Origin of the sequence: Acinetobacter sp. HR7 (genome assembly GCF_000773685.1) — a bacterium.
Taxonomy (GTDB): Bacteria; Pseudomonadota; Gammaproteobacteria; order Pseudomonadales; family Moraxellaceae; genus Acinetobacter; species Acinetobacter thermotolerans.
In genome coordinates this window covers 25,475-42,184 of sequence record NZ_JPQO01000206.1, presented here as the reverse complement: position 1 = coordinate 42,184, position 16,710 = coordinate 25,475, and the positions used below count along the sequence as shown (strand labels likewise).

Sequence of the window (16,710 nt, the reverse complement as noted above, 5' to 3'; positions counted from 1 at the left end):
ATAACTATAAAATGAAAATGTCACGCCGCGCTTATGCGGAAATGTTTGGTCCAACGGTGGGTGACCGTGTCCGTTTAGCCGATACCGAGCTGTTTATTGAAGTCGAACAGGACCTGACCACCTATGGTGAAGAAGTCAAATTTGGTGGTGGTAAGGTCATCCGTGATGGTATGGGGCAATCCCAGTTACTCGCTGATGAAGTCGCGGATACGGTGATTACCAATGCCTTGATTGTAGACTGGTGGGGAATCGTCAAAGCCGATGTGGGATTAAAAAATGGCCGCATCTGGAAAATCGGTAAAGCCGGTAACCCTGATATTCAGCCAGATATTACCATTCCCCTAGGTGCTGCGACGGAAGCCATTGCCGGTGAAGGACAGATTCTGACAGCCGGTGGTGTAGATACCCATATTCACTGGATTTGCCCGCAACAGGTCGAAACTGCGTTGATGTCAGGTATTACCACTATGATTGGTGGCGGTACAGGTCCAGCAGCAGGCACATCTGCAACGACAGTGACGCCAGGCCCTTGGCACATTTCCACTATGCTGCAAGCCATTGATGACTTGCCAATGAATATTGGTTTATTGGGTAAAGGTAACTTAAGCCAGCCGGAACCAGTAGCAGAGCAGATTAAAGCCGGTGTAGTGGGACTGAAACTACATGAAGACTGGGGTTCTACACCTGCTGCCATCGACAACTGTTTGACTGTGGCAGATCAGTATGATGTGCAGGTGGCGATCCATACGGACACACTAAACGAAAGTGGCTTTCTAGAAGAAACTTTGGCGGCATTTAAAAATCGTACTATTCATACTTACCATACCGAAGGTGCGGGTGGTGGACATGCGCCCGATATTTTGAAAGCGATTGGCCAGTCAAATGTATTGCCATCTTCAACCAATCCAACCCGTCCCTATACCATCAATACCATTGATGAGCATCTGGATATGCTGATGGTCTGTCACCATCTGGATCCTGCAATTGCAGAAGATGTGGCGTTTGCTGAAAGCCGTATCCGTCGTGAAACCATTGCCGCAGAGGATATTTTGCAGGATATGGGTGCGATTGCTATGATGTCTTCAGACTCGCAGGCGATGGGCCGTGTCGGTGAAGTAGTGATTCGTACCTGGCAAACTGCCCATAAAATGAAGGTGCAGCGTGGTCCATTAGAAGGTGATAAGGCAACGCATGACAATAACCGCGTGAAACGTTATATCGCCAAATATACGATCAACCCGGCGATTACCCATGGCCTAAGTCATGAAATTGGTTCGGTGGAAGAAGGTAAACTGGCGGATTTGGTGTTATGGAAACCGGCTTTCTTTGGTGTAAAACCTTCGATGATTATTAAAGGTGGCATGATTGCAGCAGCGCCAATGGGTGATATTAATGCTTCGATTCCAACGCCACAGCCGGTACATTACCGTCCGATGTTTGGTGCCTATCCACGTGGCGTGCATAACACCTGTATTACCTTCCTGTCGCAGATAGCAATTGATGCCGGTGTGCATGAAAAACTGGGGCTGAAAAAGCTGATCAGTCCATGTAAGAACACGCGAAATATCCAGAAAAAAGATATGAAGCTGAATACTTACTGTCCGGTGATGGAAGTTGATCCCGAGATTTATGAAGTACGGGCTGATGGTAAATTGCTGACCTGTGAACCGGCAGAAGTATTGCCGATGGCGCAAAGGTATTTCTTGTTCTAGGATTTTAAGAGCCTCTATAAATTTAAGAGGCTCTATATTTTATTGGGGTATATGATGATTTTTCTTTAAAAAAATAATAATCTTTAAAGTAAGAAAAACAAGTGACTTCAACTAGCGCCAAGAAACCAAAGAGAAAAATGCGAGGTAATTTTTCTGAATATCCCTCTACTAGTAAATGTAAAATTATAAATGAAAACATAATGCCACTAGCTAACCGAAGCAAATTGATGCAAATATTAAATAGCTCCACAGATAATTTCTTAAGAAAAATCTTATGCTTAAAATTAAAGAAATAATAAAAAATCCAAGTAATTAGACCAATAAAGAGTAAAATTAATAAATTCATTAAATTAGGTGTTTTAAATTGATCATTATAGCCATTAATTAATTCGACAAGACCTTCACTACGAGAATATAAAAAGGTAAGCCCCATTAAAAAAAATGTGCTAAGAATAGATATTACTAACTCTAGTAAGAAAATTTGTTTTGCATCACTTGGTATTTTCATATTAATTCCGATCTTTTTTTAAAGAAGATCTTAAAATATTTATGCTTCTAGTCAATTGAACTACGACATAATTCGTCGCCTTGTTAATCCAGACTTTCTGCTATCAACCTTCATTCCATTTTTAATTAATCATAAGCTCTGCTAATGCATAAAATATTTTTCCTTTAATGTATTTGCAGATGACTTTAATGGCAGAGAATGAGGTGATTTTCCTGTCTTTATTTTAAGAAGTGCTTTAACCCCATTTGTTAGGGCACTTCATTTCTTATTTAGTAATTCAATCCTACTTATCTGTATTAAATCCAAAAAATATTAAAAAAAATTTGCCAATTTTCAGCCCATCATATAAGTAAAAACCCCTATAGCCATCTGTCATTTTCCTATTTAAACCTATACAAAACACTAGGGTTTATAAAGCCATTCGCTACTGCTACATAACATTCACCTAACACAACACAGATTCGTCCTTATATTTCCCTGCCATGTTTCAGGTCTAGATTAAGTCATGAGCTTAAAGGGCTGAAAGCCTGAAAAACAAAGACTTTAGGAACCAGGGGAATGCTGTAAATGGTAAGAAAATATCTAAAAACAGTGGCATTGACCACAAGCCTGTTCGGTTGCGCACCATTCGCACTAGCAGCTGAAAATGGTGGCAGTGCTTATCCAGATGGCACGGAAAGTTTCTTCGGTGGTGCAATGCCGCCTCCAGGTACTTACCTGATGAGTTATAACCAATTTTATTCAGCAGACAAATTCAAAAATGATCATCCAGTATTTGATGATTTCAAACTGGACACTTTCGCGACAGTAGCCCGTGGCATTTACGTTAGTGACAAAACTTTTCTTGGTGCAAATTGGGGTATGCACGCATTCCTAGTCTATGCCAACGCCGACATTACCTTAGGTGGTAATCAAGACGAAACCCGATCTATGGGTGATGTGATTATCGATCCATTCCTGCTGGGCTGGCACAAAGGCGATTTTCATGTAGCAACTGGCGTAGATTTCTATATTCCAGTGGGTTCTTACAACAAAAACCGTCTGTCCAATATCGGGCGTAACTACTACACCATTCAGCCAATTGTTTCTGCGACTTACCTGAACAAGCAGGGTATCGAAGTAACGACCAAGTGGATGTACGACATCAACTTCGAAAACAAAGATACCAACTATGAATCAGGCAATGCCTTACATGTGGATTATCTGGTTGCCAAACACACTGGTCCATTAGCTGTAGGACTAGGTGGTTATGTGCATCGTCAGCTTGAAGGCGACTCAGGAGAGGGCGCAATTCTTGGCGATTTCAAAGCCAAAGCAGCCAGCATTGGTCCACAGGTTCGTTACCAATTCCCGAAAGGCATCGCTGTAGCAGCCAAATACCAAAAAGAATTTAATGTGGAAAACCGACCTGAAGGTCAAAAGTTTGCCCTCGACATTACCGTTCCATTTTAAGCAATCAATTATTTAAGACTACAGGGGTAAGACTATGAAAATTGAAAACCAAGAATATGCAGCAGGCAGCACAAATGCTGTGGATTACCTGATCGTTAATGAGTTTTCTGGCGGTATTGTTGGCCCAAGCCAACGCATGCTGGGTCCACTAAAAAATGGCGGCACTTTAAAAACCGGTACACCACCAGGCTGCTGGGGCCCCATGATTACCCCTGCATTTCAGGGCGGTCATGAAGTGACTTTACCTGTGGCGATTGAAGGTGCAGAAGTAGGTGATGCTGTTGCTCTGAAAATCAAAAAGATGAAAGTAACGTCAATCGCAACTTCTTCAGGTGTGATGCAGTTTGTTGAAGGCCGTTACCATGGCGACCCGTTTGTGGCGAAATACTGTAATGCTTGTGGGACTGAACAGCCAGCCAGTTACGTTGAAGGCATTGGTGAAGATGCGATTCACTGTAAAAACTGTGGTGCAGAAGTAAGTGCTTTCCGCTTCTCTCACGGGTATGTGATTGTGCTAGATGAAGAAAACAAAGTCAGTCTGACTGTAAATCAAGAGATTGCGAACAAACTCGCTGGAAATGCGAGTGAACTTTCAGCACTTCCTGAGCATGCAGCACAGCACTCTATTCTGTCACTGGCACGTGCTGATATGCCAGGTGTAGCAGCGCACATGCGTCCATTCCTGGGCAATATTGGTACCACACCTGCACGTGACTTGCCAGACTCACATAACTGCCATGATTTTGGTCAATTCCTGATTGATGCACCACATAAATATGGAATGACTGAAGAAGAACTAGTTGCAGCGAAAACGGACGGTCATATGGATACTAACTCCATTCGTCCGGGTTGTATTCTGATTTGTCCAGTAAAAGTGCCAGGTGCTGGTGTTTATATGGGCGATATGCATGCACAGCAAGGTAATGGCGAAATTGCCGGTCACGCAACAGATGTATCAGGGGAAACTGAACTGCAAGTGGAAGTGATCAAAGGTCTGACTATTGATGGTCCAATCCTGCTGCAAGCACCAGATGATCTTCCACCAATGGCACGCCCATTTACCAAAGAAGAGAAAGAAAAAGTGAAAGCACTGGGTGAGCGTTGGGGGCAAACCGAAATTGAAGAAAGCGGCCCAATCACTTTTATGGGTACAGGCAAGAACCTGAATGATGCAACTGAAAATGCTCTGAACCGTGCTGCAAAAACTACAGGCTTGAGCTACGACGAAGTCATGAACCGCTGCACGATTACAGGTTCAATTGAAATCAGCCGTTTGCCAGGTATGGTTCGCGCTACTTTCCTTTGCCCGATGCCAATTCTGGAAAAACTCGGCATTGCAGATCTGGTTCGCGAACATTATCAAATTTAATCAAAAGCAAAATTAGCCAACAACTGCAGTGGTGCTATGCCACTGCATATTGAAAGTAAAGAACTTAGAAACTTGAACAGGAATGTCATATGAACAGTAATTCTAAACTCCGTTGGGGCGAACTTTATCCTGAACTCGGTATTGAACCGATTCCAACAGAACCATGTATTTCACCTGAAATCTATCAGGAAGAAATCGACAAAGTTTTCTCTAAAGTATGGCTGAAAGTTGGTCGTGTCGAAGAAATTCCAAAGAAAGGTGATTACAAAGTGAAGCGTCTGGACTTCGCTAAAACCTCTGTAATCCTTATGCATGGCAAAGACGGTGAAATCCGTGGTTTCCATAACATCTGTTCGCATCGTGGTAATAAAGTCGTTGTAGAAACTGATAATGAAACTTTTGGTTCAAGTAAGGCTGCGGTTGTTACCTGTCGTTTCCATGGCTGGGTATATGATGCCAAAGGCGATCTGGTTAGCGTACCTGAAGAAGAAAAATTCACTTCTTGCTTTGACAAAGGCCACAATGGTCTGGCGCCAGTACGTACTGAAGTTTGGGAAGGCTTCATCTTTGTTAATTTAGATAATGAAGGTACACAAGGTGTTGAAGAATTTTTAGGTGGCATGGGTGAGCACCTAGGCGGTTATCCATTCCATGAAATGGAAGAATGCTTTGCTTATAACACGGTACTGAACTGTAACTGGAAAGTGGCACATGATGCCTTCGCCGAGGCTTACCACGTTGCAACCATTCATGCTGGCTCATTCCCGAATGTATTTGCCTCTGGCTTACAGGAAGTTCAATTATTCGGTGACCACCGTACCTGTGCAGTGTGCTTAACCAAAAATGCCAATCCAAAACCAGCTGCGGCACTTTCCGGAGAAATTACCGGAGCATCACTGGTCAACCACTATGAACGTAACCAGTTACCGAAGTCAGTGAATCCAAATGACCGTGATGATTTTTCATTCGAACTATCAGTTATCTTCCCGAATATCCTTGTACACGTGACAGAAGGCGTGTGGTTTACCCATCAGTTCTGGCCAGTCGGTCATAACAAGACTCGTTGGGAAGGCCGTTACTACCTGCCTAAAGCGAAAACTTATTCAGAGCGTTGGGCACAGGAATTCGCGCAAGTTTTACAGCGCAATGCATGGTTAGAAGATACTGCAACCATGGAAGATACCCAAGAAGCTCTGGAATCTAAGGCGAAGAAAGTCATGCATTTACAAGACGAAGAAATCCTGATTCGTCATGGCTACCACGTTCTTGAACAATACCTGAATCGCGCATAAGGAGAATTCGCATGTCAAATATCATTTCACAACTACCTGCTGACTTTGCTGCTTTGGAACCTTTTGTAGCGAAATGGGCTTTAGGAACCTCTAAACAGCGTCATCTAGCACGTCTGAACTCGACTAAAGAAGAGCTACAGGCATTCTATGATGCAATCCTGCCTGAAATGCGCAAACTGCTGGCTGCATTAGACCAATATCCATTGGGTTCATTGCCAGAAGAACTGCACAAGCTGTACTGGCTTAGCCTGAGCTTTGCAGAAATAGCGCCGCATATCGAACTCTATAAAGGTTCAGTGGGTGTTCCTTATGCCTTTGAAGAAACCCGTTTTGTTTATGAAACCGGTGACGTGGTCAACGTTTAAAGGAACTGAATATGAGCCAGCACAATCTAGAAACCCGTTTGCACTACCTAGAAAGCTGCGAGGCCATTCGCAGTCTGGTGGGTCGCTACGCAACAGCGGCTGATCAGCGCAACAACCCAGCCATTATGCAGCATCTGTTTCATAAAGATGCGGTTTGGTGTGCCAATGGTTTTGGCGAATATCAAGGTCGACAAAACATTCTAGATGCGCTGTCTGGGATTGCTGAAGCGCAAGTGCTGTGGAGCCTGCACATTATGGCAATGCCGGATATCAAAGTGCTGGATCAGCAACATGCCAATGTCAGCTGGATGCTCTGGGAAGTTTGTAACCTGGCCGAAAAAGGTCAGCAGGCAAGCACCAGCTGTCTAGGCGGATTTTATCAAGCCACTGTTCGCTGTGATGCAGAAGGTGAGTGGAAATTTGACCGGGTGGAATTAAACCTGACGTTTAATCAGCCGTATCCGACAACATAAGCGCAAATATAACGATAGCTGCTGCATCAGAAACGGCCCGAAGAGGAATTCAAGAGATGAGAAAAATTGCAATTATTGGTGGTGGGCAGGCAGGTTTATTACTGGCATTCTCATTACTAGAAAAAAAATACGACGTTACTTTATATGTGGACCGTCCAGCTGAAGAACTATTACATGGCCGTATGGTCAGTACGACCATGTTCTTCGCCAATACGCTGGAAGTGGAACGCAAACTGGGCTTGAATTTCTGGGATGGTAAGGCGCATCACGGACAGGCCATTCATGTGGATTTCCGCGCTCCAGATGGCTCGATTGCCTTACCATTAACAGGCTTCCTGCATGAAAATAAAGGTATTGCCATGGACCAGCGTACCAAATATCACCGCTGGCTAGAAGAATATCCACGCCGTGGAGGCAAGCTGGTGATCCAGAATGTCACGCCTGAAGATCTGGAAATCATCTGTGCTGAAAATGATTTAACGATTCTCGCTGCAGGTAAGGGCAATATTACGAGTCTATTCAAACGCAATGAATCACGTTCTGTGCACCAAACTCCGCCACGTAAACTGGCCGCAGCGCTCGTTGTAGGTGATGATCTATGTGGTCCAGATAGCTGGCAAGGTCAGCCATCACAAACCTTGCACTTTAACTTTGTTGCTGGAGCAGGTGAATACTTCAGTATGCCGTTCTACAGCCATACGCATGGTCCATGCCGTAGCTTCCTGTTTGAATGTGTACCAAACGGCCCGATGGACATTTTTGATGATGTCACTAGCGGCGAAGAAATGCTGCAACGCATGAAACAAGCCGTGGCCAAAGTCACACCAGATCAAAGTTTCCGTATGGTCGACAATATGGAACTCAGTGATCCAAATGCCTGGTTGAAAGGTGCTTTCCGTCCAGAAGTCCGTTATCCGGTTGCGACTTTGGAAAATGGTGCTTCGATTTGGGGTATTGGGGACACAGTGATGGTCAATGACCCGATTGCTGGTCAGGGTGCCAACAATGCGACGCGTATGGTCGAGCATTATTTGCAAGCCATTCTAGAGCATGGCGATGCCGCATTTACACCTGAATGGATGACACAAGTCTTTGATGACTTCTGGGAGAAATCAGGCCGATATACCACAGAATTCACCAACTTGTTGTTGAATCCACCAAGTGAAAGCTTACTTCAAGTTCTGGGAGCAGCATCTCAAAACAGTGCAATTGCGGATGACTTTATGGGCCACTTTAATAATCCGCGTGGTTTCTGGCCAGCCGTGGATGGTGCAGAAGGGGCGAAAGAATATCTGTCACGTAAGGAGTTTCAACATGCAGCTGCCTGAAGTTTTGTGGCAGGACGTTGACCTGGCTGAAGCAAAAGCGCTTCGGCAGGCCTTCGGCGGTTTTGCCACAGGTGTCGCAATTGTCACCTGTCTGGATGAACAGCAACAACCTGTTGGTCTTACGATTAACTCTTTTAGCTCGGTATCTCTTGATCCTGCGCTGGTGCTTTGGAGTCTGGTAAATCATTCACCAAGCCGTACTGTTTTTGAAAATGCAGAATACTTTGCCATCAATATTCTGGGAGCAGATCAGCAAGAGATCGGACTAAATTTTGCCAAGCCAATTCCAGACAAATTCCAGCATGGGAGTTGGAATCTTGAAACTACTAAAGCACCGGTACTGGAAGGTTGCGTAGTGCAGTTTATCTGCCGTCGTGAACAGCAGATTGAAGCAGGTGATCACCAGATTTTCTTGGGGAAAATTGAACAGTGCCGACATAGCAATCAACGCCCATTACTGTTCTGCAAAGGGCAATTTACGGAATGGCCACAATACAAGGAGGTTTCATGACCGATCTGAATAATAAAGTGGTTCTGGTCACTGGGGGCGCAACCCACATTGGCCAGGCAGTAGTCAAAGAATTAAAAAGTTTGGGTGCCGACGTCATTATTGCCGATATTAATGAAACACAAGGCAAACAGGTGGCAGACGAGACCCAAAGTCATTATGAATATCTGGATCTTGCCAGTGATAACAGTATTCAAGCTCTCTGTAGCAAACTAAATCGACTGGATATTTTAGTGAATCTGGCCTGTGTGTATGAAGACCATGGCTCACAATCAACCCGTAGTGATTGGCAAAATACATTTAATGTGACCGTGTTTGGTCATGCAGCTTTGGTACAGGCATGTAGACCATTGCTGCAGGCCAGCAATGATGGGGCTGTCATTAATATTAGTAGTGTTAGCGCCCGCATTGCCCAAAAAGAGCGTTGGGTTTATCCAGCCTCTAAAGCAACCTTAGAACAACTGACTAAAAGCATGGCACTGGATCTGGCTGCTGATGGTATTCGTGTACATGCCTTATCCCTCGGCTGGACTTGGTCGGTGCCGATGCAGATGATTTCAGGAAATGATCGTCCTAAAACTGATCGCGTTGCAGGCCGTTTCCATGTACTGGGTCGCATTGCCGATGCAGAAGAAGTGGCTGAAGCCTTAAGCCTGTTATGTAGTCCGAAAGCTAAACTGCTGACTGGCAGTGTGATTCATGCTGATGGCGGTTATCACACTTTGGGGCCTGAAGCGACAGATTCACCGATTGAGGAGTTAAGCAAATGAATATCAAAATGGCCAATATTGCAGAAAAATTCCTTTGCCTGACTTCCGATATTGAACAGGGTGAAGGTTTACAGGTGATTATTGAGGGCTATCCACCATTGGCGGTGTTCCATCTGGAAGATGGCGAATTCTATGTCACTGATGATACCTGTACCCATGGTGATGCCTCACTGGCAGATGGTGAAATAGATGGTTGTGAAGTGGAATGTCCGTTTCATGCCGGTGCTTTCGATATTAAAACAGGTGAGCCTTGTGGAGCACCTTGTACCATTCCGCTAAAAACCTATCAGTCTATTGTCCGCGAAGATCGGGTTTATCTGGTGGAGTAATGCCGATGTATAAAATCCAAATTGAAGGGCAAGGGGAATTTCATTGTGCAGCAGACGATGTGCTGCTGCGCGGCGGCCTTCGCCAAGGTCTTGGTTTACCTTACGAATGCAATGCCGGTGGTTGTGGAACCTGTAAAATAGAAGTTCTGTCTGGTGAAGTAGACAACCTGTGGGCTGAAGCACCTGGATTGAGTGATCGTGACCGTCGTAAAGGTCGTCTATTAGCTTGCCAATGCCGTCCTAAATCTGATTGTGTCATTAAAGTCCGCTTGGATGAACAATGCACACCGAAAATCTTACCAAAACAACAAGCAGTAAAGCTTAAGCATGTACAGCCAATCACCCATGATATTCTAGAAATCCATTTACAGTCAGATGAGCCTGCCAAATTTATCCCAGGTCAATATGCTTTACTTTGGGTAAATGAGCAGTTATTACGTGCTTATTCCATGGCGAATTTGCCGAATGATGAAGGTTTATGGATATTCCAGATTCGCCGTGTACCAGATGGCAAAATGACCAATTTGCTGTTTGATGAGCAGCAGCGTCAAAATGCGGTGATTCAGATTGATGGCCCTTATGGTTTGGCCCATTTACAGGAACAGCCACGACCAATTGTTTGTGTGGCGGGGGGGTCAGGGCTGGCACCGATGCTGGCCATTGCCCGTGGAGTTGCAGTTAATCCACAGCTGCAACATCATAAGGTCTGGTTCTTCCATGGCGGGCGTGAACAGCGAGATCTACTTACTGAGCAGCAATTACGTGACTGGACCGAATTAGGCTCACGCTTAAATTATGTTCCTGCGACTTCTTCTGAGCTGATTGAAGGGATTCGTTCTGGGTTTATCCATGAAGTGATTGATGATGTACTGGGTGAACAATTAATTCAGCATGAAATTTATTGTGCAGGACCACCGCCAATGGTGAAATCTATTGAACAGATGGCACATCAAGCGGGTATTCCGCAACAACAGATCCACTTCGACCGCTTTTTCTAAATTTTCATTCCTTAATTCTTTAATGAACAATCAAAAAAAAGCGATGGGTTAACCCATCGCTTGCATGGTTCTATCTCTACACATTAGGACCATATTCACAATCTGTGCAATAGATTCTGTACCCAGTTTTTGCCGAATATGGGTACGGTGAATTTCTACAGTCTTATGACTGATATTCAGTACCTGGGCAATGTGCTTGCTGGACAGCCCATCTACCAGCAAATTAATAATTTCATTCTCACGTGGTGATAATGATTTTAGTTTTTGAATTTGCTGTTTGCGCTTTTCCTCTTCGATAAAGTTCTGTTCAGCTTGCTGTAGACAGGCCTGAATCTGGTCCAGCATATGCTGTGGATTAAAAGGTTTCTCCAGAAAATCGAAGGCACCGGCTTTCATGGCATTGACTGACATGGGGATATCACCATGACCGGTCATGAAAATAATCGGTAAGCTGGCCTTTTGCTGATTCAGTTGTTGCTGTAACTGTAAACCACTCATGCCACGCATACGAATATCCAAAATCAGGCAAGCAGGTGTATTTGGACGTTGGTAATTTAGAAATTCAATGGCACTGTTAAAGGTTTTGGTTTCAAGTTGAACAGAATCCAGTAACCAGGTCAAAGAGTTACAAATATCCTGATCGTCATCAATTACATAAACAATAGGCTCGGGAACATGAGAATTATTTAAATACATTTTGCACGCTCCTGTGCTGCCAGAGAAATATTAAAGATTGCACCAGATTCACCTTCACAGACCCATAAATAGCCGTGATGATTTTCGATAATGCTGCGTGATAGGGTAAGACCAATACCCATGCTGTCTTTTTTGCTGGAATAGAATGATTCAAACAACTGTTCCGGATTTTGGCCTTGCAGCCCAGGGCCATTGTCGGCAATCGCAATACGGGCATGCTGGTTGTGCTGCCAGGTACGAATAAAGATATCGCGCTGTCCTTCTGGATTACGTTGCAGGGCATCTACAGCATTAAATACAAGATTAATAATGACCTGGCTAAACAGCGTTTCATCAGCAGAGATATAAATCGGGGCAACACCTAATTCATAGTGGATGACACATCCACCTTGATCGGCTTTCAGACCAATTAAAGGATGTAGATCCTGAATCAGTTTATTTAAAGCATGCACCTGATAATTGGCTTCGCCTTTGCGCAAAAAGCTACGCATACTATGAATAATACTATTGACCCGTTTGGTCTGGTCCAGTGCAGCATTCATAGCATCTAGGGTTTCAGTGGTATTAGCTAAACCATTTTGGATGCGGATGATACTGCCACCGACATAGTTATTTAGGGCAGCAAGCGGCTGATTCAGTTCATGAGCCAAAGCTGTAGCCAACTCTCCCATGGTTTTGCAGCGTGACATATGCCCCAGCTGTTTTTCCCGTGCCCGGGCCATTTCTTCAGCCTCAACCCGCTCGGTAATATCCCGGTAATTTACCAGAATGCCTTGAATGTCTGGATGATCGAGCAGGTTACGATAGGTTGCTTCATGGTGTCGCCATTGACCATTATGGTGCATGATTTTGTAGTCAATCACACTTGGTGCGTATTCATCCGAGCGTTTAAATAAAAGCTGACGGACTTTCATCCGGTCATCAGGATGAATAACACTTAAAACATTTTTATTCAGGACAAAACGGTCTCGGTAACCGAGAATTCGTTGTAGAGAAGGGCTGGCATAAAGTAGTTTGCCTTGTAAATCCAGAATGGCGATACCATCACCTGAATGTTCTAGAAGAAGTTTGAAATACTGATCTCTGGATTGCAGGGCATACTGATATTTCTTGATTTCGCTAATATTACGGACTAAGGCTAACAGTTTAGGTTTATCTTCAATTTCAACTGTTTTTAAACAGACTTCAACCGGAATCTGGCGTTGATCCTGCGACTGAATCATCCACTCGAAAGTAATGGCTTCGTGGCTTGCAGCCTGTTGAACTTTTTTTAAGGCATGATGAAAATCAAAACCATGGCTATGGGCACTGATTTTTTCCACACTCATTTTTGTTAATTCGGATTTGCTGTAACCCGTCAGGTTTTCAGCTGCTTCATTGGCGTCCATGAACTCGACACTGCCGATATCATGTACAAAAATGGCATCACCCGCTTTATCAAAAATGGTTTGATAATAATTTAAGCTGGTCATTATATTCCTTACCTTTGATGGCGTCCGGCTATCTGGTAGAGGGGTGCTTGATCTTCACTGATAAACACTAATTGTTATTGATTTCATATTGCAGGAAACCGTGTCACAGTACAATTAAACTTAGGGTTTAATTACATACTTTAAACATATCCAACTGCTAAAATCAGTGTTTATCTTTATCCTGATTTATTAAGCAAGGTTAGTACCACTTTCACATTTTGGTTTGGCTGAAAATTACAAATAATTTTTATCATTCAGAAATTGAAAGAAAACTTTTAGCTATTCGGAAACATTCCTTTTTTAATTAGTCATCTTGCAATCTCAAGCTTAAAATTAATTTACTTTTAATGTATTCGCAGATGACTGTATGGCGATCAGCTGGATTTTCTTCACTTTAATGGCTGCATTTATGCAGGCCTGGCGAAATGCCTTTCAAAAACAGCTCAGTACTACTGTCGATATTTGGGGCGTGACCCTAGCGCGTTTCCTGTTTGGTTTTCCGCTTGCAGGGCTTTACATCGCAGCTTTATACCACTTCAAACCGGTAGAAAGTGTGGTGCATTTTACCCCGAAGTATTGGGTCTATATTCTGATTGCCGGTATCAGCCAGATTCTGGCAACCGCCTTGATGGTGCAGCTATTTAAACAGAAAAATTATGCGATTGGTGTTGGACTGGCAAAAAGTGAAGCGATTCTGGCTGCCATTATCGGGGTGATTTTTCTATCAGATCATCTTTCTGTACTGGCATGGATCGGGGTGCTCATTGGGGGTTATGCGGTATTTCTGCTCAGTAAAGGCAATCAGCTGAGCGGTTCATCCACCAAGACTTTAGCCATCGGCATCGGTAGTGGTTTGAGCTTTGCTATTACTTCACTCTTGGTCCGTGAAGCCAGTCTGGAACTACCGATGTTGCCAACCGTACATCGCGCTTCATGGGTACTAATTTCGGTGATTGGTTTCCAGTGCATCAGTATGCTGATTTACCTGAGCCTGTTTAGCCGAAAAACCTTAGTCGCCATGTGGCAACGTTTGGGACTTACTTTTAAAGTCAGTTTTTGTAGCTTTATGGCATCCCTCGGCTGGTTTACTGCCATGAGTATGATGAGTGTGCCAATCGTGAAAACCTTGGGACAAATCGAAATCCTGTTCAGTCTGCTAATTTCCGCTTATTTCTTTAAAGAAAAACTGGCACGTGCCGAGCACTGGGGCTTAGGATTAGTAGTGATTGCAGCAATTCTGGTGATCTGGGCTTAAAGAATACACGAATAAAAGAAAAGCCACGAAATATCGTGGCTTTTTTACAACCATGAATCAAACAGCAAGAAAAGTTTGTACTGCCTGATTAAAGGCTTCCGGCTGTTCAATATTGGAAATATGCGAGGCATTGATTTCAAACAACTGGCTGTTGGCAATACGTTGCTGCATAAACTGACCATCTGTAACAGTCGTCACAGGATCCTGCTGACCCGCAATAATCAGCACAGGGATTTGGATGCTACTAAGTTGTTCGCGGACATCCGCCTTAGCCAGAGCTTCACAGCAGTTTGCATAGCCTTCTGGGCTGCCAGCTCCGAGGTCGTTTGAAAGTTCTGCAACGACTGCCGGGTTGCTCTGGATAAAGGGATCGGTAAACCAGCGTGATGCCGCAGTTGCAGCAATCGGAGCAAGACCTTGCTCACGGACAAGCGCAGCACGGTCTTGCCATGCCTGTTCCTGGCCAATTTTGGCTGCAGTATTGCAGACAATCACCTCGCTAAAACGTTCTGGCTTATGAATCGCTAACCATTGACCGGTTAAGCCACCCATAGAAATACCACAGAATGCTGCTTTTGCAATGTTCAAATGATCCAGAAGATTCACGACATCCTGACCCAACTGCTCCAGACTATAGGGGCCTTGTGGTGCAGAAGATGCACCATGACCACGGGTGTCATAACAGATTACGTAATAATCCTGCTGGAAATGTTCAATCTGTGGCTGCCACATGCTGTATTTGGTGCCCAGTGAATTGGAAAATACCAATGCAGGTTTGCTAGCATCCCCAAAAGTCTGGTAATTGATCTGGGCATCATTTGATGTAAATGTTGGCATTAAAATCCCTCCCGGCCTCCCTTTCTTGCATTTGATTCAAAGCCGTACTTTGAATCTACATTCAGGGAGGAGTTTATATTTTTAATTGTGCATTACACACGTTCAATAATCAGCGCGATACCTTGACCCACACCGATACACATGGAGCAGAGAGCATATTTACCACCGGTCTGTTCCAGCTGGTTCAAGGCAGTAGTCACCAGACGGGCACCGGAAGCACCGAGTGGATGACCAATCGCAATGGCACCACCATTTGGGTTTACATGCGCTGCATCATCCGCCAGCCCCAGGTCACGAGTCACCGCCAGTGCCTGTGCAGCAAAGGCTTCATTCAGTTCAATGACATCCATTTGGTCTAGCGTCAAACCGGTCTGGGCCAGCAGTTTTTTAATGGCAGGTGCTGGGCCAAAACCCATGATGCGGGGTTCTACGCCCACCACGGTTGAACCAATAATTTTGGCACGCGCTTTAAGACCATATTCTGCAACCGCTTCATCAGATGCAATCAGTAATGCCGCAGCACCGTCGTTAATGCCAGATGCATTTCCGGCAGTCACCGTACCATCCGCTTTTACGACGGGTTTTAACTTGGTTAAACCTTCTAGTGTTGTAGATGCACGTGGATGTTCATCTGTATCAACAACGACAGGTTCGCCTTTACGCTGAGGAATGACCACTGGCACGATTTCATTTTGAAAGAAACCTTTGGCTTGAGCTGCTGCAGTACGTTGCTGGCTGGTCAGGGCAAACTTGTCCTGATCTTCACGGTTTATATTGAACTGTGCTGCCACATTTTCCGCAGTTTCCGGCATGGTTTCCACACCATACAGTTCTTTCAGTTTCGGGTTGATAAAACGCCAGCCCATGGTGGTATCTTCAACCTTTTGTGTACGGCCATAAGCCGTTTCGGCTTTGCCCATTACAAATGGGGCGCGTGACATGGATTCCACACCCCCAGCAACAATCAGATTCGCCTCACCAGCTTTAATGGCACGTGCCGCAATCGCTACCGCATCGAGTGATGATCCGCACAGACGGTTAATCGTGGTTGCTGGCACTTGATAAGGTACACCAGCAAGCAGTGCTGACATACGACCCACGTTGCGGTTGTCTTCACCGGCCTGATTGGCACAGCCGTAGATCACGTCATCTACTTTTTCCCAGTTGATACTTGGGTTACGTTCCATCAAGGCCTTAATCGGAATCGCACCCAGGTCATCGGCACGAACAGGTGCCAACCCACCGGCATAGCGACCGAATGGAGTACGAATGGCATCGATGATATATGCGTTTTTCATTATTTCTATTTCCTGAATCTTTGAATTCCTCCCGACCTCCCTTTGATA

17 protein-coding genes are annotated in these 16,710 nt (G+C 44.5%); 12 read left to right on the top strand and 5 right to left on the bottom strand.

Annotated elements, in window-relative coordinates; genetic code table 11:
• Positions 1 to 11 precede the first annotated feature (11 nt).
• Positions 12 to 1,712, top strand: coding sequence for an urease subunit alpha (gene ureC / locus GW12_RS12975; protein ID WP_034588225.1), 1,701 nt, complete (start codon positions 12 to 14; stop codon positions 1,710 to 1,712).
• A 22-nt stretch (positions 1,713 to 1,734) separates the two neighbouring features.
• Here ureC and GW12_RS12970 read toward each other — a convergent pair whose 3' ends face one another.
• Entirely contained in the window at positions 1,735 to 2,220 is a 486-nt protein-coding gene (locus tag GW12_RS12970) for a hypothetical protein (protein WP_034588223.1), read from the bottom strand.
• A gap of 567 nt (positions 2,221 to 2,787) precedes the next feature.
• Here GW12_RS12970 and GW12_RS12965 point away from each other — a divergent pair.
• The 10 genes from GW12_RS12965 (at position 2,788) to GW12_RS12920 (ending at position 11,104) form a co-directional block, all read left to right on the top strand.
• The gene (locus tag GW12_RS12965) at positions 2,788 to 3,672 is read left to right on the top strand and encodes a transporter (protein WP_052127929.1); all 885 of its coding nucleotides are present in this window, start codon (positions 2,788 to 2,790) and stop codon (positions 3,670 to 3,672) included.
• A 34-nt stretch (positions 3,673 to 3,706) separates the two neighbouring features.
• Positions 3,707 to 5,041: an acetamidase/formamidase family protein gene (locus tag GW12_RS12960; protein WP_052127928.1), complete on the top strand. Its 1,335-nt coding sequence runs from the start codon at positions 3,707 to 3,709 to the stop codon at positions 5,039 to 5,041.
• Positions 5,042 to 5,130: 89 nt separating this feature from the next.
• Positions 5,131 to 6,333 carry an aromatic ring-hydroxylating dioxygenase subunit alpha gene (locus GW12_RS12955; RefSeq protein ID WP_034588221.1) on the top strand — a complete coding sequence of 401 codons (1,203 nt, stop codon included), beginning with the start codon at positions 5,131 to 5,133 and terminating at the stop codon, positions 6,331 to 6,333.
• Positions 6,334 to 6,344: 11 nt separating this feature from the next.
• Positions 6,345 to 6,698 carry a hypothetical protein gene (locus GW12_RS12950; RefSeq protein WP_052127927.1) on the top strand — a complete coding sequence of 118 codons (354 nt, stop codon included), beginning with the start codon at positions 6,345 to 6,347 and terminating at the stop codon, positions 6,696 to 6,698.
• Between the two features lie 11 nt (positions 6,699 to 6,709).
• Positions 6,710 to 7,171 carry a nuclear transport factor 2 family protein gene (locus GW12_RS12945; RefSeq protein ID WP_034588219.1) on the top strand — a complete coding sequence of 154 codons (462 nt, stop codon included), beginning with the start codon at positions 6,710 to 6,712 and terminating at the stop codon, positions 7,169 to 7,171.
• Between the two features lie 56 nt (positions 7,172 to 7,227).
• Positions 7,228 to 8,499: a styrene monooxygenase/indole monooxygenase family protein gene (locus tag GW12_RS12940; RefSeq protein ID WP_034588217.1), complete on the top strand. Its 1,272-nt coding sequence runs from the start codon at positions 7,228 to 7,230 to the stop codon at positions 8,497 to 8,499.
• A complete protein-coding gene (locus GW12_RS12935; protein WP_034588216.1) occupies positions 8,486 to 9,010 on the top strand; it encodes a flavin reductase family protein in 525 nt (174 codons plus the stop codon). Before GW12_RS12940 ends, GW12_RS12935 begins: the two co-directional genes overlap by 14 nt.
• Positions 9,007 to 9,777, top strand: coding sequence for an SDR family oxidoreductase (locus GW12_RS12930; RefSeq protein WP_034588215.1), 771 nt, complete (start codon positions 9,007 to 9,009; stop codon positions 9,775 to 9,777). Before GW12_RS12935 ends, GW12_RS12930 begins: the two co-directional genes overlap by 4 nt.
• On the top strand, positions 9,774 to 10,106 hold the full coding sequence (locus GW12_RS12925) for a non-heme iron oxygenase ferredoxin subunit (RefSeq protein ID WP_081403504.1): 333 nt from the start codon (positions 9,774 to 9,776) through the stop codon (positions 10,104 to 10,106). The genes GW12_RS12930 and GW12_RS12925 overlap by 4 nt, the downstream gene beginning before the upstream one ends.
• A 5-nt stretch (positions 10,107 to 10,111) precedes the next feature.
• Entirely contained in the window at positions 10,112 to 11,104 is a 993-nt protein-coding gene (locus tag GW12_RS12920; RefSeq protein WP_201771789.1) for a 2Fe-2S iron-sulfur cluster-binding protein, read from the top strand.
• A 48-nt stretch (positions 11,105 to 11,152) separates the two neighbouring features.
• Here GW12_RS12920 and GW12_RS12915 read toward each other — a convergent pair whose 3' ends face one another.
• Both GW12_RS12915 and GW12_RS15500 read right to left on the bottom strand, forming a co-directional pair.
• Positions 11,153 to 11,800, bottom strand: a complete 648-nt coding sequence (locus GW12_RS12915) for a response regulator transcription factor (protein WP_034588209.1) — start codon at positions 11,798 to 11,800, stop codon at positions 11,153 to 11,155.
• Positions 11,791 to 13,272 (bottom strand): PAS domain S-box protein, encoded by a 1,482-nt coding sequence (locus tag GW12_RS15500; protein WP_081403503.1) that lies wholly within the window; start codon positions 13,270 to 13,272, stop codon positions 11,791 to 11,793. Before GW12_RS15500 ends, GW12_RS12915 begins: the two co-directional genes overlap by 10 nt.
• A gap of 367 nt (positions 13,273 to 13,639) precedes the next feature.
• Between GW12_RS15500 and GW12_RS12905 the strand changes: the two genes are divergently transcribed.
• Positions 13,640 to 14,527, top strand: coding sequence for a DMT family transporter (locus GW12_RS12905; protein ID WP_034588206.1), 888 nt, complete (start codon positions 13,640 to 13,642; stop codon positions 14,525 to 14,527).
• Positions 14,528 to 14,584: 57 nt separating this feature from the next.
• On the opposite strand, the gene pcaD is transcribed toward GW12_RS12905, so the two are convergent.
• Both pcaD and pcaF read right to left on the bottom strand, forming a co-directional pair.
• Positions 14,585 to 15,364: a 3-oxoadipate enol-lactonase gene (gene pcaD / locus GW12_RS12900; RefSeq protein ID WP_034588204.1), complete on the bottom strand. Its 780-nt coding sequence runs from the start codon at positions 15,362 to 15,364 to the stop codon at positions 14,585 to 14,587.
• 92 nt (positions 15,365 to 15,456) lie between these two features.
• Complete coding sequence (gene pcaF, locus GW12_RS12895) at positions 15,457 to 16,662, bottom strand: 3-oxoadipyl-CoA thiolase (protein WP_034588201.1); 1,206 nt, start codon at positions 16,660 to 16,662, stop codon at positions 15,457 to 15,459.
• Positions 16,663 to 16,710 lie beyond the last annotated feature (48 nt).